General features: G+C 55.9%; 29 protein-coding genes. 19 read left to right on the top strand and 10 right to left on the bottom strand.

The features are described 5' to 3' along the window. Nucleotides 1–39 precede the first annotated feature (39 nt). The 5 genes from speB to AS136_RS28945 form a co-directional block, all read right to left on the bottom strand. On the bottom strand, nt 40–960 hold the full coding sequence (gene speB / locus AS136_RS01445; protein WP_002916572.1) for an agmatinase: 921 nt from the start codon (nt 958–960) through the stop codon (nt 40–42). A 233-nt stretch (nt 961–1193) separates the two neighbouring features. Beyond that, nucleotides 1194–3170 carry a biosynthetic arginine decarboxylase gene (gene speA / locus AS136_RS01440; RefSeq protein WP_008806456.1) on the bottom strand — a complete coding sequence of 659 codons (1977 nt, stop codon included), beginning with the start codon at nt 3168–3170 and terminating at the stop codon, nt 1194–1196. 8 nt (nt 3171–3178) lie between these two features. After that, entirely contained in the window at nt 3179–3310 is a 132-nt protein-coding gene (gene yqgB / locus AS136_RS26140) for an acid stress response protein YqgB (RefSeq protein ID WP_002916578.1), read from the bottom strand. Nucleotides 3311–3394: 84 nt separating this feature from the next. Beyond that, nucleotides 3395–3544, bottom strand: a complete 150-nt coding sequence (locus AS136_RS29300) for a hypothetical protein (RefSeq protein ID WP_418268773.1) — start codon at nt 3542–3544, stop codon at nt 3395–3397. Nucleotides 3545–3597: 53 nt separating this feature from the next. Further along, nucleotides 3598–3873, bottom strand: a complete 276-nt coding sequence (locus AS136_RS28945) for a hypothetical protein (RefSeq protein ID WP_136047534.1) — start codon at nt 3871–3873, stop codon at nt 3598–3600. Between the two features lie 138 nt (nt 3874–4011). Here AS136_RS28945 and metK point away from each other — a divergent pair, with 138 nt between their 5' ends. The 8 genes from metK to ruvX all read left to right on the top strand — a co-directional run bounded on the left by metK (nt 4012) and on the right by ruvX (nt 11268). Next, nucleotides 4012–5166, top strand: coding sequence for a methionine adenosyltransferase (gene metK, locus AS136_RS01435; protein WP_008806457.1), 1155 nt, complete (start codon nt 4012–4014; stop codon nt 5164–5166). Between the two features lie 379 nt (nt 5167–5545). Beyond that, nucleotides 5546–6940: a sugar porter family MFS transporter gene (locus tag AS136_RS01430; RefSeq protein WP_008806458.1), complete on the top strand. Its 1395-nt coding sequence runs from the start codon at nt 5546–5548 to the stop codon at nt 6938–6940. Nucleotides 6941–7017: 77 nt separating this feature from the next. Beyond that, complete coding sequence (locus AS136_RS01425; protein WP_008806459.1) at nt 7018–7518, top strand: SprT family zinc-dependent metalloprotease; 501 nt, start codon at nt 7018–7020, stop codon at nt 7516–7518. Between the two features lie 94 nt (nt 7519–7612). Next, complete coding sequence (gene endA, locus AS136_RS01420) at nt 7613–8320, top strand: deoxyribonuclease I (RefSeq protein WP_008806460.1); 708 nt, start codon at nt 7613–7615, stop codon at nt 8318–8320. 91 nt (nt 8321–8411) lie between these two features. After that, nucleotides 8412–9143, top strand: a complete 732-nt coding sequence (gene rsmE, locus AS136_RS01415; protein WP_023323263.1) for a 16S rRNA (uracil(1498)-N(3))-methyltransferase — start codon at nt 8412–8414, stop codon at nt 9141–9143. A 20-nt stretch (nt 9144–9163) separates the two neighbouring features. Further along, on the top strand, nt 9164–10114 hold the full coding sequence (gene gshB, locus AS136_RS01410; protein WP_063266647.1) for a glutathione synthase: 951 nt from the start codon (nt 9164–9166) through the stop codon (nt 10112–10114). Between the two features lie 174 nt (nt 10115–10288). Next, nucleotides 10289–10852 (top strand): YqgE/AlgH family protein, encoded by a 564-nt coding sequence (locus tag AS136_RS01405; protein WP_012540566.1) that lies wholly within the window; start codon nt 10289–10291, stop codon nt 10850–10852. Continuing rightward, nucleotides 10852–11268, top strand: a complete 417-nt coding sequence (gene ruvX / locus AS136_RS01400) for a Holliday junction resolvase RuvX (protein ID WP_012540565.1) — start codon at nt 10852–10854, stop codon at nt 11266–11268. The genes AS136_RS01405 and ruvX overlap by 1 nt, the downstream gene beginning before the upstream one ends. Nucleotides 11269–11320: 52 nt before the next feature. Here ruvX and AS136_RS01395 read toward each other — a convergent pair whose 3' ends face one another. Together AS136_RS01395 and AS136_RS01390 are read right to left on the bottom strand one after the other, a co-directional pair. After that, complete coding sequence (locus tag AS136_RS01395) at nt 11321–11974, bottom strand: LuxR family transcriptional regulator (RefSeq protein WP_004205179.1); 654 nt, start codon at nt 11972–11974, stop codon at nt 11321–11323. A 348-nt stretch (nt 11975–12322) separates the two neighbouring features. Beyond that, nucleotides 12323–13303 (bottom strand): type IV pilus twitching motility protein PilT, encoded by a 981-nt coding sequence (locus AS136_RS01390; protein ID WP_016161830.1) that lies wholly within the window; start codon nt 13301–13303, stop codon nt 12323–12325. A gap of 16 nt (nt 13304–13319) precedes the next feature. Between AS136_RS01390 and AS136_RS01385 the strand changes: the two genes are divergently transcribed. The 8 genes from AS136_RS01385 to AS136_RS01350 all read left to right on the top strand — a co-directional run bounded on the left by AS136_RS01385 (nt 13320) and on the right by AS136_RS01350 (nt 19773). Beyond that, on the top strand, nt 13320–14021 hold the full coding sequence (locus AS136_RS01385; RefSeq protein ID WP_008806467.1) for a YggS family pyridoxal phosphate-dependent enzyme: 702 nt from the start codon (nt 13320–13322) through the stop codon (nt 14019–14021). Between the two features lie 20 nt (nt 14022–14041). Then, complete coding sequence (locus tag AS136_RS01380) at nt 14042–14608, top strand: YggT family protein (protein WP_004205182.1); 567 nt, start codon at nt 14042–14044, stop codon at nt 14606–14608. Continuing rightward, on the top strand, nt 14605–14895 hold the full coding sequence (gene yggU / locus AS136_RS01375) for a DUF167 family protein YggU (protein WP_002916614.1): 291 nt from the start codon (nt 14605–14607) through the stop codon (nt 14893–14895). Before AS136_RS01380 ends, yggU begins: the two co-directional genes overlap by 4 nt. A 12-nt stretch (nt 14896–14907) precedes the next feature. Next, nucleotides 14908–15501 (top strand): XTP/dITP diphosphatase, encoded by a 594-nt coding sequence (locus tag AS136_RS01370; protein ID WP_012540562.1) that lies wholly within the window; start codon nt 14908–14910, stop codon nt 15499–15501. Further along, nucleotides 15494–16630, top strand: coding sequence for a radical SAM family heme chaperone HemW (gene hemW, locus AS136_RS01365; protein WP_016161832.1), 1137 nt, complete (start codon nt 15494–15496; stop codon nt 16628–16630). Before AS136_RS01370 ends, hemW begins: the two co-directional genes overlap by 8 nt. A 305-nt stretch (nt 16631–16935) precedes the next feature. Then, complete coding sequence (locus AS136_RS01360; RefSeq protein ID WP_023323264.1) at nt 16936–17922, top strand: TRAP transporter substrate-binding protein; 987 nt, start codon at nt 16936–16938, stop codon at nt 17920–17922. 46 nt (nt 17923–17968) lie between these two features. After that, the gene (locus AS136_RS01355) at nt 17969–18472 is read left to right on the top strand and encodes a TRAP transporter small permease (protein WP_032731249.1); all 504 of its coding nucleotides are present in this window, start codon (nt 17969–17971) and stop codon (nt 18470–18472) included. Next, complete coding sequence (locus AS136_RS01350; protein ID WP_023323265.1) at nt 18472–19773, top strand: TRAP transporter large permease; 1302 nt, start codon at nt 18472–18474, stop codon at nt 19771–19773. Before AS136_RS01355 ends, AS136_RS01350 begins: the two co-directional genes overlap by 1 nt. A gap of 47 nt (nt 19774–19820) precedes the next feature. Here the strand turns inward: AS136_RS01350 and AS136_RS01345 are convergent, their stop codons facing one another. The 3 genes from AS136_RS01345 to trmB are packed head-to-tail and all read right to left on the bottom strand — an operon-like array spanning nt 19821 to nt 21636. Continuing rightward, nucleotides 19821–20540: a YggN family protein gene (locus tag AS136_RS01345; RefSeq protein ID WP_012540560.1), complete on the bottom strand. Its 720-nt coding sequence runs from the start codon at nt 20538–20540 to the stop codon at nt 19821–19823. Between the two features lie 50 nt (nt 20541–20590). Then, the gene (locus tag AS136_RS01340) at nt 20591–20917 is read right to left on the bottom strand and encodes a YggL family protein (RefSeq protein ID WP_012967224.1); all 327 of its coding nucleotides are present in this window, start codon (nt 20915–20917) and stop codon (nt 20591–20593) included. Beyond that, nucleotides 20917–21636: a tRNA (guanosine(46)-N7)-methyltransferase TrmB gene (gene trmB, locus AS136_RS01335; protein WP_002916627.1), complete on the bottom strand. Its 720-nt coding sequence runs from the start codon at nt 21634–21636 to the stop codon at nt 20917–20919. Before trmB ends, AS136_RS01340 begins: the two co-directional genes overlap by 1 nt. Nucleotides 21637–21772: 136 nt before the next feature. Here trmB and mutY point away from each other — a divergent pair, with 136 nt between their 5' ends. The 3 genes from mutY to mltC are packed head-to-tail and all read left to right on the top strand — an operon-like array spanning nt 21773 to nt 24266. Beyond that, nucleotides 21773–22831, top strand: a complete 1059-nt coding sequence (gene mutY, locus AS136_RS01330) for an A/G-specific adenine glycosylase (RefSeq protein ID WP_008806473.1) — start codon at nt 21773–21775, stop codon at nt 22829–22831. A 28-nt stretch (nt 22832–22859) separates the two neighbouring features. Further along, nucleotides 22860–23135, top strand: coding sequence for an oxidative damage protection protein (locus AS136_RS01325; protein WP_004105744.1), 276 nt, complete (start codon nt 22860–22862; stop codon nt 23133–23135). Nucleotides 23136–23183: 48 nt separating this feature from the next. Beyond that, a complete protein-coding gene (gene mltC / locus AS136_RS01320; protein WP_012540557.1) occupies nt 23184–24266 on the top strand; it encodes a membrane-bound lytic murein transglycosylase MltC in 1083 nt (360 codons plus the stop codon).

The raw sequence follows: 24266 nt of genomic DNA, 5'->3' as shown, positions 1-24266 counted from the left end.
ACCCTCTCCCGGGAAGGGAGAGGGTTGGGGTTACCCGGCTTATTCGCCCTTCTTCGCCGCCTGGATGTAGAGCATTTCCAGAGCGAGAGTCGCCGCCGCCAGAGCGGTAATTTCGGACTGATCGTAGGCCGGAGCGACTTCCACTACGTCCATCCCCACGATGTTCAGATCCTTCAGGCCACGCACCAGTTTGATCGCCCGGTCTGAGGTCAATCCGCCGATAACCGGGGTCCCGGTGCCTGGCGCAAACGCCGGATCCAGACAGTCGATATCAAAGGTCAGGTACACCGGCATGTCGCCGACGATCTGCTTCACCTGGGCAATGACGTCATCAACGCTGCGGTCGTTAACCTGGCCGGCGTCCAGCACCGTAAAGCCATTATCTTTGTCGAACTCGGTACGGATACCAATCTGCACGGAGTGGTTCGGATCGATAAGCCCTTCGTTCGGCGCGGTGTAGAACATGGTGCCGTGGTCGAACTCGCAGCCGTTGGCGTAAGTGTCGGTGTGGGCATCGAAGTGCACCAGCGCCATTTTACCGAAGTGCTTAGCGTGGGCGCGCAGCAGCGGCAGGGTAACAAAGTGGTCACCGCCGAAGGAGAGCATGCGCTTGCCTGCCGCCAGCAGTTTCTCGGCGTGGGCCTGCAGCTTCTCGCTCATTTCGCGCGCGTCGCCGAAGGCGTACACCAGATCGCCGCAGTCCACCACGTTCAGGCGTTCGCGCATGTCAAAGTTCCACGGGAAACGGTTGTGCTCCCAGGCGAGGTTAGTGGAAACCTGACGGATAGCCGCCGGGCCATGACGGCCACCCGCGCGCCCGGAGGTCGCCATATCGAACGGCACGCCGGTGATGACCCAGTCCGCATCGCTTTCATACGGCATGAAGTTCATTGGCAAACGCAGAAAGCCAAAGGCATTGGATACCAGGGAGTTATCGTATTGATGACCTAAAGTGCTCATGGATATGACCTCTTTTCGCAGTCGTGGAACGTAAAAAATAAGTATAAAAAAACCCCTCCGCGTCGTTAGGCCCGACGAGGAAGGGTTTGATAGATAAATCGCTTATTGGCGTGAATTATCGCCGGTAATGCATACGGGTTCAAGTAAGTATCGCATTCCGCCGGATGACGGCTTCGCCTTATCCGGCCTACCTTCGCAGGCCCGGTAAGCGCTAAGCCACCGGGCATCAATGGTTACTCGTCTTCCAGATAAGTATAGCCGTACAGTCCCGCCTCAAACTCTTCGAGGAACTGCTGCTGCAGCGCGTCGTCCAGGCCGGTATTTTTCACCTGATCGCGGAACTGGGTCAGCAGCGTGTTCGGATCCAGCTGCACATACTGCAGCATATCCGCCACGGTATCGCCCTCGTCGGACAGCTCAACCTCAACGCTGCCGTCAGGGAAGACGAACACGTCCACCGCCTCGGTATCGCCAAACAGGTTATGCATGTTGCCAAGGATCTCCTGATAGGCGCCGACCATAAAGAAGCCCAGCATCGGCGGGTTCTCCGGGTCGTACTCCGGCATCGGCATGGTGGTGGCGATCCCGTCGCCGTCCACGTAGTGATCGATGGCGCCATCGGAGTCGCAGGTGATGTCCAGCAGCACCGCGCGGCGCTCCGGCGACTTGTTCAACCCTTCCAGCGGCATCACCGGGAACAGCTGATCGATCCCCCAGGCATCCGGCATCGACTGGAACAGCGAGAAATTGACGTAGATTTTATCCGCCATCCGCTCCTGCAGCTCATCGATGATGGGACGATGCGCGCGGTTGCTCGGGTCGAGCTGCTTCTGCACTTCATGACACATGTTCAGATACAGCTGCTCGGCCCAGGCGCGCTCCTGCAGGTTGAAGGTGCCAGAGGAGTAGCCGATATGGATATCGTGCAGGTCCATCTGGCTGTCGTGCAGCCATTCGCGCAGCGAGCGGCGGTTGCCGGTCTCGTGCATCTCCAGCCAGGTTTCCCACATGCTCTGTAGCGGACGCGCGGCGTCTTCCGCCGGCGGGGTCGCCTCAGTGTATTCGTTACGCTCCACGCCGATGATGTTGGAAACCAGCACGGTATGGTGCGCGGTCACCGCGCGGCCGGATTCGGTGATCACCGTCGGGTGCGGCAGGCCGTTCTCTTCGCAGGCATCGCCGATCGCCCAGATGATGTTGTTGGCGTATTCGTTCAGACCGTAGTTCACCGAGCAGTCAGACTGCGAGCGGGTCCCTTCATAGTCCACGCCCAGACCGCCGCCGACGTCAAAGCACTGAATGTTGACGCCCAGCTTATGCAGTTCGACGTAGAAACGCGCGGATTCACGCACGCCGGTGGCGATATCGCGAATATTGGCCATCTGCGAACCGAGGTGGAAGTGCAGCAGTTGCAGGCTCTCAAGGTGCCCTGCGGCACGCAGGATCTCGACCAGCTGTAGTACCTGGGTCGCCGCGAGGCCAAACTTGGACTTCTCTCCGCCGGAGGATTGCCATTTGCCGGAGCCCTGCGAGGCCAGACGCGCACGCACGCCAAGGCGCGGCACCACGTTCAGGCGCTCGGCCTCTTCCAGCACGATGGCGATCTCGGACATCTTCTCGATGACCAGATAGACCTTGTGGCCCATCTTCTCGCCCACCAGCGCCAGGCGGATATATTCGCGGTCTTTATAGCCGTTACAGACGATGACGCTGCGGGTCATCCCGGCGTGCGCCAGCACGGCCATCAGTTCGGCTTTCGAACCGGCTTCCAGTCCCAGCGGCTCGCCGGAATGGATCAGCGATTCAATCACGCGACGGTGCTGGTTAACCTTAATCGGGTAGACAAGGAAGTAATCGCCATTATAACCGTACGATTCACGCGCGCGTTTGAAGGCGGCGTTGATCGAGCGCAAGCGGTGCTGCAGGATCTGCGGGAAGCAGAACAGCGCCGGCAAACGTTGCCCTTGCGCCTCGCGGGCTTTGACTAATTCCGCGAGGTCCACGCGCGCTTCCGGGACGTCCGGATCCGGGCAAACGCTGATGTGGCCCAGTTCGTTGACGTCATAATAGTTATTGCCCCACCAGGCAATATTATAAGTACGCAGCATCTTGCTGGCTTCCTGGGAGCTCATCGCTACCTCCTGCATGGAACGTAGTACACCGTGTTCGCCTGCTGACGAAGGCGAAACCATAGACATGTCGTCAGACATAGCGAACCTCAATTTTTAATAATAAGTGTAAGACAGTTAACTACTATCGCAGTCCAAAGATGCGATAACAACCCATGAACAGTCCTAAAGCCCAGCACTATCTGCTGGTTTTGCGACTGCGCGACCGGTTTCTTATTCATATCATCGTAAAACACGTAGCCGAACAGAGTATGACAGTCCGGAGAAACCACGAGAAAACTCTTGCCTGGCAAGAGCGCCCTTGTTCAGTTTTCTAACGACCGACCGGCCCTGGAATCCTGAGAAGCGCCGAGATGGGGTGAACATCGGCTGGTTTGCATGAGAGAGATGCAGGTTGCGGAGTGCTGACGCGCGACAGAACGACGCGACGAATCAAGCGAAAAACATTGGTTCATTATCTGGTATCACCTCCACACCGCCCTGCGACAGGGTCGGCGACAAGCCAAAGCTATACATACCGGGCAACAGGCGCTACGCCGCTGCGAGATTCTGTAAATACAGACTGCTTAACCCGGCTGGAAGTGGCACCACAGGGCGATGCCCCGTGCGCTTTTTTAATGAGCCGCGCGCGGCGTTTTATACCGAGAAGCAGGGTAAAAAGCAAAATAAAAATGTGTGCGTTTGCGCGGTTGTCAGGAAAATTTGCCAGGCGGGTTTTCCCATAAATGCGACCGCCATCAAAAAAGGCTGGAAATGGGCTCAAGAATTGACCTAAAATAGCCATCCAGAAGTTAATCCGTCTATACTGATTAACACTCAGACTGCTCGTGTCGCTACCTGCGCGGCTTTGCGCTGATTATCCACCAAAGCCACATTACACAACAGTATGAGCTATCCGAATCGTCCACAGGTGAAATAAAATATGGCAAAACACCTTTTTACGTCTGAGTCCGTATCAGAAGGGCATCCTGACAAAATTGCTGACCAAATCTCTGATGCCGTGCTGGATGCGATCCTCGAGCAGGATCCGAAAGCGCGTGTCGCATGTGAAACCTATGTCAAAACCGGCATGGTGCTGGTAGGCGGCGAAATCACCACCAGCGCATGGGTTGATATCGAAGAGATCACCCGTAACACCGTCCGCGAAATTGGCTACGTGCATTCCGATATGGGCTTTGACGCCAACTCGTGTGCCGTTCTGAGCGCCATTGGTAAACAGTCTCCGGACATCAACCAGGGCGTCGACCGTGCCGACCCGCTGGAACAGGGCGCAGGCGACCAGGGTTTGATGTTTGGCTATGCGACCAACGAAACCGACGTGCTGATGCCGGCGCCGGTGACCTATGCTCACCGTCTGGTGCAGCGCCAGGCTGAAGTGCGTAAAAACGGCACCCTGCCGTGGCTGCGTCCGGATGCGAAAAGCCAGGTGACCTTCCAGTATGACGACGGCAAAATCGTCGGCATCGATGCGGTGGTTCTGTCCACGCAGCACGCGGAAGACATCGACCAGAAATCCCTGCAGGAAGCGGTGATGGAAGAGATCATCAAGCCGACCCTGCCGACCGAATGGCTGAACGCTTCGACCAAATTCTTCATCAACCCGACCGGACGTTTCGTTATCGGCGGCCCGATGGGCGACTGCGGTCTGACCGGTCGTAAGATCATCGTTGATACCTACGGCGGCATGGCTCGTCACGGCGGCGGCGCGTTCTCCGGTAAAGATCCGTCTAAAGTTGACCGTTCCGCAGCCTACGCGGCGCGCTATGTGGCGAAAAACATCGTTGCCGCGGGCCTGGCCGATCGTTGTGAAATTCAGGTCTCCTACGCTATCGGCGTCGCTGAACCGACTTCGATCATGGTGGAAACCTTCGGCACCGAGAAAGTGCCTTCTGAACAGCTGACCCTGCTGGTGCGCGAGTTCTTCGACCTGCGTCCGTACGGCCTGATTCAGATGCTGGACCTGCTGCACCCGATCTACAAAGAAACCGCGGCTTACGGTCACTTTGGTCGCGAGCATTTCCCATGGGAAAAAACCGACAAAGCGGCTCTGCTGCGCGAAGCGGCCGGTCTGAAATAACCCCTGCTTCCTCTCTTCAAGGCCAGCCTCGCGCTGGCCTTTTTGTTTCCGTCTCCCTCCCCCCTGCGCTTCGCTTCAGCGAAACGCGGTAACGCGATGAAAGCGATTACATTATGATGACTGCCCCTTTGTTTCCATAACAGGCATAGCGTGCGGGTATTTTTCACAATGTTACATATTGTTTCGGTCAACTCTGATTACCGTTTTTCAAAATGTCGACTATCCTTGTATATGCTGCTGATTTAAAAAGCATTTAATGGATTACGTTTCTTTACCTTTGTGTAAACGATTACACAGCCGTGACTATAATCACGTTTTTTTACCGTCGAGTGTCCTACCCTAACCATCGACAGAATCAATAACTCAACTGGAGGGCGTTATGCCTGACAACAAAAAACAAGGGCGTTCGAACAAGACTATGACGTTCTTCGTCTGTTTCCTCGCCGCGCTGGCTGGCCTGCTGTTCGGCCTTGATATCGGTGTTATTGCGGGTGCCTTACCCTTTATTGCCAATGAGTTCCAGATTTCAGCCCACACCCAGGAGTGGGTGGTCAGCTCCATGATGTTCGGGGCTGCCGTCGGTGCGGTCGGCAGCGGCTGGCTCTCCTTCAAACTGGGCCGTAAAAAAAGCCTGATGATCGGCGCCATCCTCTTTGTCGCCGGCTCTCTGTTCTCCGCTGCCGCGCCAAACGTCGAGATCCTGCTGGTTTCCCGCGTGCTGCTGGGCCTGGCGGTGGGCGTCGCTTCATACACGGCTCCGCTGTATCTGTCGGAAATCGCGCCAGAGAAAATCCGCGGCAGTATGATTTCGATGTACCAGCTGATGATCACCATCGGGATCCTCGGTGCCTATCTCTCTGACACCGCTTTCAGCTACAGCGGCGCGTGGCGCTGGATGCTCGGCGTGATCATTATTCCGGCGGTATTGCTGCTGATCGGCGTTATCTTCCTGCCGGACAGCCCGCGCTGGTTCGCCGCCAAACGTCGTTTCGTCGATGCCGAACGCGTGCTGCTGCGCCTGCGCGATACCAGCGCCGAAGCGAAACGTGAGCTCGACGAAATCCGCGAAAGCCTGAAGGTGAAACAGTCCGGCTGGTCGCTGTTCAAAGACAACAGTAACTTCCGCCGCGCGGTGTTCCTCGGTATTCTGCTGCAGGTGATGCAGCAGTTCACCGGCATGAACGTCATCATGTACTACGCACCGAAGATTTTTGAACTGGCGGGCTATGCCAACACCACCGAGCAGATGTGGGGGACGGTGATCGTCGGTCTGACCAACGTGCTGGCCACCTTTATCGCTATCGGTCTGGTCGACCGCTGGGGCCGTAAACCAACGCTGATCCTCGGCTTTATCGTGATGGCCGCGGGCATGGGCGTGCTGGGTAGCATGATGCACATCGGCATTCACTCCTCTACCGCGCAGTACATCGCCGTCCTGATGCTGCTGATGTTCATCGTCGGTTTCGCCATGAGCGCCGGTCCGCTGATTTGGGTACTGTGTTCCGAAATCCAGCCGCTGAAAGGCCGCGACTTCGGCATCACCTGCTCCACAGCGACCAACTGGATTGCCAATATGATTGTCGGCGCCACCTTCCTGACCATGCTCAACTCGCTGGGCAGCGCCAATACCTTCTGGGTGTACGGCGGTCTGAACGTGCTGTTTATCCTGCTGACTATCTGGCTGATTCCGGAAACCAAAAACGTCTCGCTGGAACATATTGAACGTAACCTGATGCAGGGTCGTCCGCTGCGTGAAATCGGCGCCCGCGACTAACCCGCCTGAGCTTCCTCCCCTCCCGGGAGGAAGCTTCCTCTTGCTCTCCCCCGCCCGTCGCACTATCCTCTGGCGCTATGAAAACACCCCGTATTCCCATCGCTATTCAGCAGGCCGTGATGCGCAGCCTGCGGGAGCATCTCGCCAAAGCGAACCTCAAACTGGAACGCCGCTACGCTGAGCCGACGCTGGTCTACCAGCAGCGCGGTACCTCCGCCGGCACCGCCTGGCTGGAGAAAAACGAAATTCGTTTAAATCCGGTGCTGCTGCTGGAAAATCAGCAGGAGTTTATCGATGAAGTGGTGCCGCACGAGCTGGCGCACCTGCTGGTCTGGCAGCACTTTGGCCGCGTCGCGCCGCACGGTAAAGAGTGGAAATGGATGATGGAGAACGTCCTTGGCGTTCCCGCGCGTCGCACTCACCGTTTTGAACTCGATTCGGTCCGCCAGAACACCTTCCCCTACCGCTGTCGCTGTCAGCAGCATCAGCTCACCGTCCGTCGCCATAACCGGGTGGTGCGCGGCGAGGCCACCTACCGCTGCGTTCACTGCGGCGATCTGCTGGTGGCTGAAAAATAACCATCAGAATTTATTAGAAACTTTCTGATCTGACTGATTGCATCCAGCACCCTCATTCGCTACGTTGCGGGCTCGTTTTGACACGGAGTTAACGATGTCCCGTATGCATATTTTAGCCGTTGCGGTATTGAGCACGGCAGTCAGTGGCCCGCTCGCGGCCGCCGGTATTAATAGTTTTTCCCAGGCCAAGGCCGCTGGCGTCAAAGTGAACGCCGACGTTCCGGGCGACTTTTATTGCGGCTGTAAAATCGACTGGCAGGGTAAAAAAGGCGTTATCGATCTGGAATCTTGCGGCTATAAAGTGCGTAAAAATGAGAACCGCGCCAGCCGGGTTGAATGGGAACACGTGGTGCCGGCGTGGCAGTTCGGCCATCAGCGCCAGTGCTGGCAGGAAGGCGGGCGGCAAAACTGCGCCAAAGATCCGGAGTACCGCAAGATGGAAAGCGATATGCACAACCTGCAGCCGGCGGTAGGGGAAGTCAATGGCGATCGCGGCAACTTTATGTACAGCCAGTGGAACGGCGGTGAAGGCCAGTACGGCCAGTGCACCATGAAGGTCGATTTTAAAGATAAAGTCGCCGAGCCCCCTGCCCGCGCCCGCGGCGCTATCGCCCGCACCTACTTCTATATGCGCGACCGCTACCAGCTGAATCTTTCCCGCCAGCAAACTCAATTGTTTACCGCCTGGGATAAACAGTACCCGGTCACCGCCTGGGAATGTGAGCGCGATGAGCGCATCGCGAAAGTGCAGGGCAACCATAATCCGTATGTCCAGCAGGCTTGCCAGGCGCAAAAGAGCTAACCTACACTAGCGGCAATTGTTAATTTGCAGCCCTGTGCTTCCCGCCCGGTGGCGGGAAGCAGGCATCTGCGCAACGAACGGAATATCAAGCATGCGCATTCCTCGCATCCATCATCCAGAACGCCTCACTGTCGGCAGCCAGATTGCGCTGAGCGATGACGCGGCCAACCACGTCGGTCGCGTCCTGCGCATGACCGCAGGTCAGCACCTACAGCTTTTTGACGGCAGTAACCAGGTATTTGACGCTGTCATCACTGAGGCCGGCAAGAAAAATGTCACGGTTGAAGTGCTCAGCGGCGAACCCGACGATCGTGAATCGCCGCTGCATATTCACTTAGGCCAGGTGATGTCGCGCGGTGAAAAAATGGAATTTACTATCCAGAAATCGATCGAACTCGGGGTAAGCCTCATAACGCCACTGTTTTCCGAGCGCTGCGGCGTTAAACTGGACGCCGAACGTTTGCAGAAGAAGATCCAGCAGTGGCAGAAAATCGCTATTGCCGCCTGCGAACAGAGCGGTCGTAATGTGGTACCGGAAATACGTCCGGCCATGCAGCTGGAAGAGTGGTGCGCCGAGCAGGACAGCGGGCTGAAGCTCAACCTGCACCCGCGCGCCAGCGCCAGCATTAATACGCTGCCGCTACCGGTTGAACGCGTCCGTTTGCTGATTGGTCCAGAAGGTGGGCTATCGGCAGAAGAGATAGCGATGACCGCGCAATACCAGTTTACTGATATCCTGTTGGGACCGCGCGTTCTGCGTACAGAGACTACTGCGCTCACCGCCATCACCGCCCTGCAGGTGCGTTTTGGCGACTTAGGTTGAGGCGTTAACGGAGAAGAACCATGATCAAGCTCGGCATCGTGATGGATCCCATCGCAACCATCAACATCAAGAAAGACACCAGCTTCGCTATGTTGCTGGAAGCGCAACGTCGCGGCTATGAACTCCATTATATGGAGATGAGCGACCTCTATTTGATCAACGGCGAAGCCCGCGCCCGTACGCGCACGCTGAGCGTCGAACAGAACTACGATAAATGGTATGACTTCACCGGTGAGCAGGATCTGCCGCTGGCCGATCTTGACGTTATTTTGATGCGTAAAGATCCGCCGTTCGATACCGAATTTATTTATGCCACCTACATCCTGGAGCGGGCGGAAGAGAAAGGCACGCTTATCGTCAACAAGCCGCAGAGCCTGCGCGACTGTAACGAGAAACTGTTCACCGCCTGGTTCTCAGAACTGACGCCGGAAACGCTGGTCACCCGCAATAAAGCCCAGCTGAAGGCCTTCTGGGAAAAACACGGCGATATCATCATGAAACCGCTCGACGGCATGGGCGGTGCCTCTATTTTCCGCGTCAAAGCCGGCGATCCGAATCTCGGCGTGATCACGGAGACCCTGACCGAGCTCGGCAGCCGCTACTGCATGGCGCAGAACTATCTGCCCGCCATTAAAGACGGCGACAAGCGCGTGCTGGTGGTGGACGGCGAGCCGGTGCCTTACTGCCTGGCGCGTATTCCGCAGGGCGGCGAGACCCGCGGCAACCTGGCCGCCGGCGGCCGTGGCGAAGCTCGCCCGTTGACCGAAAGCGACTGGGAAATTGCCCGCCGCGTCGGCCCGACGCTGAAAGCCAAAGGTCTTATCTTCGTCGGCCTGGATATCATCGGCGACCGTCTGACGGAAATTAACGTCACCAGCCCCACCTGCGTGCGTGAGATTGAAGCCGCCTTCCCGGATATTTCGATCACCGGCATGCTGATGGACGCTATCGAAAGACGTATCACCAAATAAACACCAGGGCGGATAAACGTCCGCTCATGGCGCAGCGAGCGCGGTTGACCGCGCTCGTGAAACGCCGCCAGCCAGGCGCCACTCGGGCGCCAGCCAGATAAAGTGCATCGACACTATTCTACTTTGCCCGCATACTGGGTGTTGCTTTTTGAACCAGGAACAGAACCTCTGACAATGAATTTACAGCATCACTTTCTGATTGCCATGCCTGCGCTTCAGGACCCGATTTTCCGCCGCTCCGTGGTCTATATCTGCGAGTATAACGACGAGGGAGCCATGGGCATTATTATCAATAAGCCGCTGGAAAATCTGCAGGTGGAAGGGATCCTTGAGAAGCTCAAGATTGTTCCGGAGCCGCGCAATCCGGAGATCCGTCTGGATAAACCGGTGATGCTGGGCGGCCCGCTGGCGGAAGACCGCGGTTTTATTCTGCATACCCCGCCCTCTGACTTCTCCTCGAGTATCCGCATTTCGGATAACACAGTGGTCACCACCTCGCGGGATGTTCTTGAAACCTTAGGTACCGACAGGCAGCCGGGCAACGTACTGGTGGCGCTGGGCTACTCCTCATGGGAGAAAGGGCAACTGGAGCAGGAGATTTTAGATAATGCCTGGCTTACCGCCCCTGCCGACCAGAATATTCTCTTCCGCACGCCCATCGCCGATCGCTGGCGCGAGGCGGCTAAACTGATTGGTATCGACATTGTGACGATGCCAGGCGTCGCGGGGCATGCATGATGAGCGGAACCTTTCTCGGCTTTGATTTCGGCACCAAAAGCATCGGCGTGGCGGTGGGGCAACGCATCACCGCTACCGCGCGACCGTTACCGGCGCTGAAGGCGCAGGACGGTAAACCAGACTGGAATGTCATCGAAAAACTGCTCAAAGAGTGGCAGCCTGAGGCGGTGATCGTTGGCCTGCCGCTGAATATGGACGGCACCGAGCAACCGCTGACGGCGCGCGCGCGGAATTTCGCCAATAAAATTCATGGCCGCTTTGGCGTCGCGATCGTCCTTCACGATGAACGTCTGAGTACGGTGGAGGCTCGGGCAGGCTTATTTGAACACGGCGGCTACCGCGCGCTGAATAAAGGCAGCGTTGATTCGGCCTCAGCCGTGGTCATTCTGGAAAGCTACTTCGAGCAGAGCTTTTAGGCTCTGCTCTCCTGCGCCGCCGGCAAATTGCTGACGGCGCGCTTCCGACCGCTTAGTGGCGCAGATGTTCGTTCGCCCAGCTCACCGCTTGAGTGCGATTCTTCACGCTCAGTTTACGAAACACATTGTACAGGTGCGTACGCACCGTGTTCTCGCTGATAAACAGGGCACGGGCAATATCCAGATTCGTCGCCCCACAGCGCAGCTCGTTGAGGATCTCACATTCCCGCTCGGTGAGTGGCGAGTTCTCAACGGGCGCCGATGCATGGTCCGCAGCGTACATCGCCGGGTGCATCACGCTCAATTCAGCCGTCTGTTCGCCGTTTAGTACGGCCTTAACGCCCTCAATTAAGCGCGATTCATCATCGTCATGGCGGAACACGCCATATAAAGCCGGCCACTGCGCCATTTCGTATAACTCATACTTTTGTGCGCTATTAATAATCAACAAACGAGGATTATCTGCCTGCAGTCGAATAATATCTCGCCATACCCCATTTAATTTCTTATTTGACACTGCGATATCAAATAATATTACAGAATCTTTCGCCAGGCGCTGTGCCAGTGGTTTATTAATATTTTGTAAAACCACTGGTGCCATCAGGGTTTCGCTCAGATAGCTGGCAAAAGCTTTGCTCTGAATTGACGGATGGGTAATAAATGTGACCTGACGAGAAGATGATGAATTTCCATTTAAATTAATCACTTAAAACTCTCCTTAGCTGCTACCCACCGCCATGGTGGTTAAATGAATAAAAAAATATACAAACAGTCGTGAATTTATAAATAGCCTTGGCAATTTACAAATTGAAACGTTATTCCATGAGAATCATCCTATTCCCGTAAACAGCATAAATCGAATACCTCAAAGCTGTCAAAAGGTAATCAAACTTTTTTCCTGGAAATGCGTATTCACTGTCGACATATCGCAACTGAATGTGTTATTTGAATTTATTCAGAATGGTTATTTGTATTACCAAATAATATAAATAAACAGCCATCAAACATTCAGTTAACATATCATTTAACCCACCCTGCCTGCTTCACGCTTCTCTTACAGCTCGCCTGCGGCGACACGTTGCTGAAAACTCTGCGTAAATGTCAGCATTCCGGCCTGCATCCCGGTCTGCATTATGCCGGGCAACTGATGCACTTTTCCTTCACGGATCAAGTTAGCTACTGCGGGGGTATTGACCAAAAGCTCGTATAGCGCAACTCTCCCGCCCTGACGTGCAGGTAACAATTTTTGCGCCAGCACCGCGCACAGGCTTCCAGCCAGCTGACTACGAACCTGATCTTTCTCCTCTGCCGGAAAGACATCGATCAATCTCTCCACCGCCGGCGCCGCGCCGCGGGTATGTAATGTCGCCATTACCAGATGTCCGGTCTCCGCAGCCGTTAACGCCAGACGAATGGTTTCGCTGTCCCGTAGCTCCCCGAGCAGGATCACATCCGGATCCTGGCGCAGCGCCACGCGGAGCGCCGCGGCGAACGAAGGACAATGACGGCCAATCTCCCGCTGCTGGATCAGGCAGCGCTCGCTGTGATGGATAAACTCCACCGGGTCCTCCAGGGTCAGAATATGGCCATCAAGATGCTGGTTGAGATGCCCCACCATCGCCGCCAGGGTGGTCGACTTGCCGCTGCCCGTCGCTCCGGTGACCAGCAGCAGGCCACTCTCTTCCGCCAGCAGCTCGCTCAGCGCAGGCGGGGCGCCCAGCGTCTCCAGACGCGGGCATTGTTCAGGCAGAAGGCGTAGCACCAGCGATATTCCACGCGTATGGGCGAAAGCGCTGGCGCGCAGCCGCGAACCGCAGGCCAGGGTCAGCGCAAAGTCAATCTGGCCGTGTTCCTGCCAGTGCTGTAACTGTGCGGCATCAAGCCAGCAGTTGAGTAAATCCGGGATATCAGGCGCGGGAAACGGGGCGGGCTCCAGCTTGCCCTGCCGCCGCCAGCGCGGTGCGGCGGAATTGCACAGGTGTAGATCGGAGACATTATGCTTTACACTAAGGGCTACGATTTCTTCCAGCTTCATAACTCATCCTCGGAATATGAACGATATTGCGCATAACCTGGCACAGGTCCGGGACAAAATCTCCGGTGCCGCCGCTCGTTGCGGGCGTGCGCCAGAAGAAGTGACATTGCTTGCAGTGAGTAAAACGAAACCTGCGAGCGCGATCGAAGAAGCCATCGTGGCAGGCCAGCGGGCATTTGGTGAAAACTACGTCCAGGAGGGCGTGGAGAAGATTAACCATTTCCAGCAGGCCGGCATCAGTGGACTACAGTGGCACTTTATTGGCCCCCTGCAGTCCAACAAAAGCCGGCTGGTGGCAGAGCATTTTGACTGGTGCCACACCGTCGATCGGCTGAAAATCGCCACCCGCCTGAACGAACAGCGCCCGGCGCATCTGCCGCCGCTGAAGGTGCTGATTCAAATCAACATTAGCGATGAGCAGAGCAAATCCGGCATCCCGCTGGAAGCGCTCGATGGATTAGCGGCAGAGATCGCTGAGTTACCTCATCTGGAGCTGCGCGGTCTGATGGCCATCCCCGCGCCTGAGTCAGAATATGTAAGGCAGTTTGCCGTCGCCCAGCAAATGGCGGTAGCATTTGCGCGATTAAAAACGCGGTACCCCACGGTCGATACGTTGTCTCTGGGAATGTCGGACGATATGGAAGCCGCAATCGCGGCGGGAAGCACGATGGTGCGCATCGGCACAGCTATTTTTGGTGCGCGCGACTACAGCAAATAATAAGGAATCTGAGGAACGCCATGAAGACGTTGACTTTCCTGCTTTCAACGGTCATTGAGCTTTACACGATGGTCGTGTTGTTACGCGTCTGGATGCAGTGGGCGCGCTGCGACTTTTACAACCCGTTTTCGCAGTTTGTGGTGAAGGCCACGCAGCCGATTGTCGGGCCGCTGCGCCGGATTATCCCGGCGATGGGGCCGATTGACAGCGCCTCGCTGCTGGTGGCATTTATTCTCTGCGTCATCAAAGCGATCGTGCTGTTTATGGTGATCACTTTCCAGCCGATCATCTGGATCTCCGCCCTGCTTATTCTGCTGAAAACCATCGGCTCGTTGATCTTCTGGGTGCTGCTGTTGATGGCGATCATGAGCTGGGTCAGCCAGGGCCGCAGTCCGGTGGAGTACGTGCTGATGCAGCTGGCGGACCCGCTGCTGCGCCCTATCCGCAACCTGCTGCCGTCGATGGGCGGTATCGATTTCTCACCGATGGTACTGGTGCTGCTGCTGTACGTGATTAATATGGGCGTCGCCGAAGTGCTGCAGGCCACCGGTAACGTGCTGCTGCCGGGGCTGTGGATGGCGCTATGAGTGCCGTTGAAACCTGTGCTGACGGGCTGGTGCTCAGGCTGTATATTCAGCCGAAGGCCAGCCGCGATAGCATCGTGGGCGTACATGGCGACGAGCTCAAAGTCGCCATTACCGCCCCGCCCGTTGATGGCCAGGCCAATGCCCACCTGGTGAAATTTCTCGCCAAACAGTTCCGCGTCGCCAAAAGCCAGGTACTGATTGAAAAAGGCGAGCTGGGTCGCCATAAGCAAGTTAAAATCATCGCCCCACAACAGATCCCGACTGCGGTCGCGGCGCTAACTGAATAAACAGGATTCATCATGCAAAAAGTCGTCCTCGCGACCGGCAACGCCGGTAAAGTGCGCGAACTGGCCTCGCTGCTGGAAGATTTTGGTCTCGATATCGTCGCTCAGACCGAGCTGGGCGTGGACTCTGCGGAAGAGACCGGCCTGACCTTTATTGAAAACGCGATTCTGAAAGCGCGTCATGCGGCGCAGATCACCGGCCTGCCGGCCATCGCTGACGATTCCGGTCTGGCCGTCGATGCGCTTGGCGGCGCGCCGGGTATTTACTCCGCCCGCTATTCCGGCGTCGACGCCACCGACCAGCAGAATCTTGAAAAGCTGCTCGACGCGTTAAAGGACGTGCCGGACGACCAGCGTCAGGCGCAGTTCCACTGTGTGCTGGTCTATCTGCGCCATGCCGAGGATCCCACGCCGCTGGTGTGCCACGGCAGCTGGCCTGGAGTAATCACCCGACAAGCCGCTGGTACGGGTGGCTTCGGCTACGACCCGATCTTCTTCGTCCCGTCAGAAGGGAAAACCGCGGCCGAACTGAGCCGTGAAGAAAAGAGTGCGATTTCCCATCGTGGGCAAGCGCTAAAACTGTTACTGGAAGCATTACGTAATGGCTAATTTGCCGCCGCTGAGTCTCTATATTCATATTCCCTGGTGCGTGCAGAAATGCCCGTACTGCGACTTTAATTCGCATGCGCTGAAAGGCGAGGTGCCGCATGACGATTACGTCCAGCATCTGCTAAACGACCTGCAGGCCGATGCGCAATATGCCCAGGGACGGGAAATAGGCACTATTTTTATCGGCGGCGGTACGCCGAGCCTGCTGTCCGGCCCGGCCATGCAAACCCTGCTGGATGGCGTCCGCGCCTGCCTGCCGCTGGCCGCCGGGGCGGAAATCACCATGGAAGCCAACCCGGGCACCGTGGAGGCCGATCGCTTCGTTGATTACCAGCGCGCCGGGGTGAACCGTATCTCCATCGGCGTACAAAGCTTTAGCGAACCGAAGCTGCAGCGCCTGGGGCGGATCCACGGTCCGGAGGAGGCCAAGCGCGCAGCACGTCTCGCCAGCGGCCTCGGCCTGCGCAGCTTCAATCTCGACCTGATGCACGGTCTGCCGGACCAGTCGCTGGAGGAGGCGCTGGACGATCTGCGTCAGGCGATTGCCCTCAACCCGCCGCACCTGTCGTGGTACCAGCTGACCATTGAGCCGAACACCTTGTTCGGCTCCCGGCCGCCGGTGCTGCCGGATGACGACGCGCTATGGGATATTTTCGAGCAGGGACATCAACTGCTAAGCGCCGCTGGCTATCAGCAGTACGAGACGTCCGCCTACGCCAAACCGGGTTTCCAGTGTCAGCATAATCTCAACTACTGGCGCTTTGGCGACTACCTCGGCATCGGCTGCGGCGCGCACGGTAAGATAACCTTCCCTGACGGACGCATTCTGCGGACCGCCAAAACCCGCCACCCGCGCGGGTATATGGAAGGCCGTTACCTCGAGCGTCAGCATGATGTGGAAGAGGCGGATAAACCGTTCGAGTTCTTTATGAACCGTTTCCGCCTGCTGGAGGCCGCGCCGCGCGCAGAATTTAGTCGCTATACCGGTCTTGATGAAGCGGCGATCCGCCCGCAGCTGGACGCGGCGATAGCCCAGGGCTATCTGCAGGAAGACGAGCAGAACTGGCAGATTACCGAGCACGGTAAGCTGTTTTTGAATTCCCTGCTCGAACTCTTCCTTAACGAATAAATATCACTCTTGTCCTTCCCTTTATCGTTTTAACGGGAAGGACAATAGTTCGAATTTATCGACATATCAACCTCACCATTCCCGATTCATTCTTTTAAAATATTCCACCCTCTAATTAATTCTCTTTTATTTATAGAAACAAAATATAATTAAACCCATAAAATCCGTTATTTCAGTGCCTCATTGAGAAAAAGTGTGAGTCAGGCAGCTTAAAGATGTACGACAACAAAGATAATATGTCATACAGAAACAAAGCACGACGCTTAACATATTGACCAATTACCACAAGTGCATGGAGCCAACTCATGAAAAAATACGCTTTTTCTCGTTCTCTAATAGCAATATCTTTGCTTGCTCTATTCTCTTCAGGAGCCAGCGCAGCTGAAAAAATGACGTTAAAACTCGCACATAACCTTGAACGCAGTCACGTGGTGCATCAGGCGTTTGAAGAGATGGCCAAAGAGGTAAACCAACTTTCTGACGGTAATATGAAGATTCGTATTTACCCCAGTAGCCAGATGGGCAGCGCACGCGAAACGATGGAGTTATTACAAAATGGCGCGCTGGATTTGACCAAAGGTTCCGCCAGCGATCTGGAGTCATTTGATAATATCTACGCGATATATAATTTACCGTTCCTGTTTAACGATCAAAATCATTTCAATAAGGTGGTCTTCGGGGAAGTGGGCAAGGAAATAATGGATTCGACGAAAGAGAAAGGATTCTTTGCCCTTTCCGCTTATGTCGCCGGAACCCGAAGTTTTTATGCCAAAAAGCCCATCACCAAACCGGAGGATTTAAAAGGACTGAAGATCCGCGTGCAGGCCAGCCCGACAACATTAAAAATGATTGAATTAATGGGCGGCTCCCCGACGCCAATCTCCTTTGGTGAAGTTTACACCGCCATGCAGCAAGGGGTGGTGGACGGTGCGGAAAATAACGTTCCCTCCTGGGTGCAGACTCGCCATATCGAAATCGCGAAAGTGTTCTCTGAAGATGAACATGCCTCCATCCCTGACTTCCTCGTGATCTCCAGCAAAACCTGGGACAAACTGACGCCGGGACAGCAGCAAATTCTGGTCAAAGCGGCCAAAGCCTCAGAGGTATATCAGCAACAGCTGTGGCAGAAGATCGACGCCGATACCCGCGCTCAGGCCAAAGCACTGGGGGGCGAAATTATCAAAGTGGATAAAGCACCGTTCCGTGCCGCCGTGCAGCCGCTATTTGATGACTTTAAGAAAGATCCAAAACAGGCCGCTCTGCTGGCCAAATTTGACGCTGCCGCTGAATAACCTTTAACGGGCCAGCCGCTGGCCCGCTTTCACCAGGAAATCAATGATGATACTTAACCGCATAAAGCTGGCGGTGGACCGCACCATCGCCGCATTCTCTGTCGTCGTAATGATTGCGCTGGTTTTCTGCGTCGTCTGGCAGGTGTTCAGCCGCTACGTGCTCAACCAGCCTAGCACCCTGACCGATGAACTGGCGCGTTTCTTAATGATCTGGGTCGGGCTACTGGGTGCGGCCTATACCGTCGGCGCCCAGCGTCATCTGGCGATCGATTTACTTACGCTGATGCTCTCTTCCCGCAAGCAGGCACTGCTCAGCGTCATTATCAATCTGCTTATCTTTCTGTTTGCTGGCTCAGTGATTGTTACCGGCGGCGTAAAACTGATTGAAAAAACGCTGTCGACCGCCCAGGTCTCAGCCGCAATGCAGATCCCGATGGGCTATGTGTATCTGATCCTGCCGCTCACCGGCATCATGATGATGTTTTACGCGTTGTGTTTTATCAGCAACGGTCTAAAAAACATGAAACATTCAGAAGCAGGAGCAAATTAATGGATAGCTATATTGCACTGACGCTGTTTGGCTCGTTCTTTATTCTGGTCTTTATTGGCGTACCTATCTCTTTTTCCATCGGTCTTGCTACCGTCGGCTCAATGCTGCTGATGTTTCCCTGGGATATCGCGGTGATTACCGTTGCTCAGCGCCTGGCGAACGGACTCGATAACTTCGCGCTGCTGGCTATCCCCTTCTTTATCTTTGCCGGTACCCTGATGAACAGCGGGGGAATTGCTATACGCCTCATCAATCTGGCGCAGGTGATGGTTGGGCGGGTACCCGGATCGTTGGGACACGTCAACGTGCTGGCCAATATGATGTTCGGCTCGATCTCCGGTTCGGCGGTCGCTGCCGCCGCTGCGGTAGGGGGGACGCTCAATCCCATTCAGACGCAGAAAGGCTACGATCCGGCATTCTCCACGGCGGTAAACGTTTCATCCTGCATCACGGGCCTGCTCATTCCGCCATCAAACGTGCTGATCGTCTTTTCTCTGACGGCCGGCGGCGTCTCGGTCGCCTCGCTGTTTATGGCCGGTTATTTGCCGGGCATTCTGATGGGTCTGTCCATCATGCTGGTCTGCTCTGGTATCGCTAAACACCGCGGATATCCGGTTTCCGAGCGCCCGACCTGCGCCCAGGCGGCAAAGGCTTTTTTCGATGCCCTGCCCAGCCTGCTGCTGGTCATTATTGTCATGGGCGGGATCCTCGGCGGTATTTTCACCGCCACTGAAGCTTCCGCCATCGCCGTGGTCTACACCTTTATCCTCTCGGTGCTGATTTATCGGGAAGTCAAATGGCGCGACCTGCCAAAGCTGATCCTTGAATCGGTGGTGATGACGTCTATCGTCCTTCTGCTGATCGGTTTTTCCGTCGGCATGTCGTGGGCAATGACCAATGCCGATATTCCCTACATGATAAGCGATGCGCTCATGGGGTTTTCTGAAAATCCGCTGGTGATCCTGCTACTGATTAACATCGTGCTGTTAATCGTCGGTATCTTTATGGATATGACCCCAGCAGTACTGATTTTTACGCCAATATTTCTCCCCATCGCTGAGGATTTAGGCATGAACCCGGTCCATTTTGGCATCATGATGGTCGCCAATCTGTGCATCGGCCTGCTGACCCCGCCGGTAGGCAGCGCGCTGTTTGTCGGCTGCTCCATTTCAGGGGTTAAAATTCAGCAGCTCATCAAACCGCTGCTGCCGTTCTACGCCGCCCTGCTGATCGCGCTGATGATGATTGTTTATATCCCGCAGATCTCACTGTTTATTCCACAGCTGCTGGGGCTGATGTGATCGACTGAGCCTAACCGCTACCTGCAGGCGCAGGTAGCGAAATCAACTTACTTTAACGAGCCAACCAGCGATTTCCGGCTATCTTCCAGCGAGACCACCCGGCTGCAGACGTCCTTACCAAACTGCTGGAAATCGGCCTCCTGGTTTTTCCATTCATCCTGAATCGCCGTTTGCAGGCCGCCGAGGCTGCCGAGAATGCCCTGCAGCGGGTTGCCGCCGCCTTTGAGCACTGCTTTCGCGCCCATCTCGTTAATACTGTCCTGCAGAATGCCGCCCATCGCCTGATTCACCAGCTGCTGACCATCGGCACGTACCTGGTCGATAGCTTTATAGTGGAAGGTCAGGCCATCGCTGCGGCGCTCAATGATGCGGTTCATCTGTTCTTTCAGCTGCGCATCCAGCTTGGTCAGGCGACCATGCATGCTGCTGTTGGCGCCAACCTGTTCGGTAATGATTTTATCCAGCGCCTTGCGGCCTTTTTCGACTCGCGAGCGCGCGCCTTCGTCAATCCACGGCAGGCTGCTGCGCAGACTGGCCTGATAATCCTGCGCCTGCTCGCGCTGGGCGGCGCTCAGAGTATAGGCTTTACCGTTAAAGGTCAGGTTGCCATCCGGCTTTATCACCAGATTGCCGTTTTCCCCTTTCACCTGCACCTGCTGCGGGCTGAGGATCACATCGTCACGCGGCGTGACGCTACACTGGTAGTCCGCATGGGCAGACAAAGCGGTGACGGAGAGCGCCACCGCCAGCAGCGTTTTACGCATCATAAAACTCCCTTAAGACAAAACGGGCCGGCAGTTGCCGACCCTTGTCAAACTTAGTCCCACCAGACGTCAAAAAGTTCGCTGGTGCGCACATCCTCTAACTTACGCGCTTCCAGCCATTGGCGTACGATGGCCTGATGCTCTTCGGTGCACTTACCGATCTCCTGCATGCAGATGAGCCCTTCCCAGGAGAGATAGCCGCTGCCGTCGAAGGCCAGCTTGTTCGGCTCAATCACCTCTTCGATCAGATCGTTGACCGTCTGGTCGATCTGCTCTTCGGTGGTCCCTTCCGGGAAACGCCATGCGACGGAGAAGCCTAACTCCTGAAACTCGTCGATATGCATTTTTTTACGCAGACGACGGCTACGATTCTTGGCCATTATTTCACCCTCTCGAACATTAAGTCCCATACGCCGTGGCCGAGACGATGGCCACGCTGTTCAAATTTGGTTACCGGGCGCGATTCCGGGCGCGGTACGTAATCGTTGCTTGCCGACTGGTTACGATAGCCTTCCAGCGAGGACATCACTTCCAGCATATGCACGGCATAGGCTTCCCAGTCGGTCGCCATATGGAAGACGCCGCCGAGTTTCAGTTTGCTTTTGACCAGCTCAGCGAAAGGCGGCTGCACGATACGACGTTTATTATGACGCGCTTTATGCCACGGGTCAGGGAAAAACAGCTGCACCATATTCAGTGAGTTATCCGGGATCATGGTATGCAGCACTTCCACCGCATCGTGACACATCACGCGCAAATTTTGCACACCTTCTTCTTCAGCAGAAGCCAGACAGGCGCCAACGCCCGGGGAGTGCACTTCAATGCCGAGGAAATTCTGTTCCGGTTTGGCTTTCGCCATCGCCACCAGCGAAGCCCCCATGCCGAAACCAATTTCTAGTGTGACCGGCGCGTCGCGGCCAAACAGGGCAGCGAAATCGAGCGGCGCATCGTTGAATTCAACGCCCATCACCGGCCAAATGTTATCCAGCGCATGCTGCTGCCCTTTCGTCAGGCGCCCCTGGCGACGGACGAAGCTACGAATACGGCGCAGCGGGCGGCCGTTTTCATCGAATTCCGGAGAAATGACGTCGTTTTTCATAAAAGTTAAGTCTGCTAGTGAAAGTGTTCGGAAAACGGGCATTATCCAAAGTTACCCGGCGGATGCAAGGGTTTACAGCCACTCGCCCTTGTGCTGCAATCTGCCACCCTGTAATCGCGATCCCGGAGCCATAGCTTTGACTTTTCTCGCCGCGCAATTTTCAGCCCAGGTCCTGGACTGGTACGACAAATACGGGCGTAAAACCCTGCCCTGGCAAATCGCCAAGACGCCCTACAAAGTATGGCTCTCCGAAGTGATGTTGCAACAAACCCAGGTGACCACGGTAATCCCGTATTTTGAACGCTTTATGGCGCGTTTCCCAACGGTGGTTGATTTAGCCAACGCGCCGCTGGATGAGGTGCTGCATCTGTGGACCGGCCTTGGCTACTACGCGCGGGCACGCAATTTACATAAAGCCGCCCAGCAGGTGGCGACACAGCATGGCGGCATTTTCCCGCAATCCTTTGAGGAAGTGGCCGCGCTGCCCGGCGTCGGGCGTTCAACGGCAGGGGCGATTTTGTCGCTTTCGCTCGGTCAGCATTATCCGATTCTCGACGGCAACGTGAAGCGCGTGCTCGCCCGCTGCTATGCTGTCAGCGGCTGGCCGGGAAAAAAAGAGGTCGAAAAACGGCTGTGGGATATCAGCGAAGAGGTGACCCCGGCGCAAGGGGTAGAACGCTTCAACCAGGCGATGATGGATCTCGGGGCGATGGTTTGCACCCGCTCGAAGCCGAAGTGCGAGCTGTGCCCGTTGAGCAATGGCTGCGTGGCCTACGCTAACCATTCATGGGCGGAATATCCGGGTAAAAAACCGAAGCAGACCATCCCGGAACGCACCGGCTATTTCCTGCTGATGCAGCACGGCGACGAGGTGTTCCTCTCCCAGCGTCCGCCGGTGGGTTTGTGGGGCGGACTATTCTGTTTTCCGCAGTTTGCAGACGAAGCGGAGCTGCGCGAGTGGCTGGCGCAGCGTCAGATAAAGGCCGATAATCTGACGCAATTAACCGCCTTTCGCCACACTTTCAGCCATTTCCACCTGGATATTGTGCCGATGTGGCTTACAGTGCACTCATCTGGCGCATGCATGGATGAAGGCAACGCACTCTGGTATAACTTAGCGCAGCCGCCGTCGGTCGGACTGGCGGCCCCCGTGGAGCGCTTGTTGCAACAGTTAAAAGCCGGAACGCCGGTATAAATTTTTCGGCTATCAAAGAGGAGTGATTATGAGCAGAACCATTTTTTGTACTTTCCTGCAGCGTGAAGCGGACGGCCAGGATTTCCAGCTCTACCCGGGCGAACTCGGGAAGCGCATTTACAACGAAATCTCCAAAGAAGCCTGGGCGCAGTGGCAGCATAAGCAGACCATGCTGATCAACGAGAAAAAGCTCAGCATGATGAACCCGGAGCACCGCAAGCTGCTGGAGCAGGAGATGGTGCAGTTCCTGTTTGAAGGGAAAGACGTGCATATCGAAGGCTACACGCCGCCGGAAAAACAGTAAGGGCCCTGCGGCCTTTTAAAAACAAACACAACACGCACGCCCGGAATGATGAAAAAATACTTAGCGCTCGCGCTGATTGCGCCGTTGCTCGTTTCGTGTTCCAGCTCCAATAAAAAAGGCACCGAATACAACGAGGCCTGGGTCAAGGACACGAACGGATTCGATATCCTGATGGGCCAGTTTGCCCATAACATCGAGAACATTTGGGGGTATAACGAAGTCCTGCTCGCCGGGCCGAAGGACTACGTTAAATATACCGATCAATATCAAACCCGCAGCCACATCAACTTTGATGCCGGGACGATCACCGTCGAGACCATCGCGGGCACCGATCCGCGCGGACGACTGCGCCAGGCGATCATCAAAACGCTGCTGATGGGCGATGACCCCAACTCCATTGACCTCTATTCCGACGTCGATGATATTCAGATCTCCAAAGAGCCGTTCCTCTATGGTCAGGTGGTGGATAACACCGGCGCGTCGATTCGCTGGGAGTGGCGCGCCGCGCGCTACGCCGATTATTTGCTGCAAACCCGCCTCAAGAGCCGCAACAATGGCCTGCGCGTGATCTACAGCATCACCATCAACCTGGTACCAAACCACCTCGACAAACGTGCGCATAAATACCTCGGCATGGTGCGCCAGGCCTCGCGTAAATACGGCGTTGATGAGTCGCTGATCCTTGCGATTATGCAAACAGAATCATCGTTTAACCCCTATGCGGTGAGCCACGCGGATGCCATGGGGCTGATGCAGGTCGTCCAGCACAGCGCGGGGAAAGACGTCTTCCGTTCGCAGGGCAAATCCGGCCTGCCGAGCCGCAGCTATCTGTTTGACCCGGCGAATAACATCGATACCGGCACCGCTTATCTGGCGATGCTGAACAATGTTTATCTCGCCGGCATCGATAACCCCACCTCGCGTCGCTACGCGGTGATCACCGCCTATAACGGCGGCGCCGGCAGCGTACTGCGCGTGTTCTCCAGCGATAAAGTCCAGGCGGCGAACATCATTAACAGCATGGCGCCAGGCGACGTCTACCAGACGCTCACCACCCGCCATCCGTCGGCCGAATCGCGCCGGTATCTGTATAAAGTTAACACTGCGCAGAAAAGCTATCGCCGCAAATAA

Origin of the sequence: Klebsiella sp. D5A, assembly GCF_001620885.1 — a bacterium.
GTDB lineage: Bacteria > Pseudomonadota > Gammaproteobacteria > Enterobacterales > Enterobacteriaceae > Klebsiella > Klebsiella variicola.
This window is presented reverse-complemented; position numbering and strand designations above follow the sequence as displayed.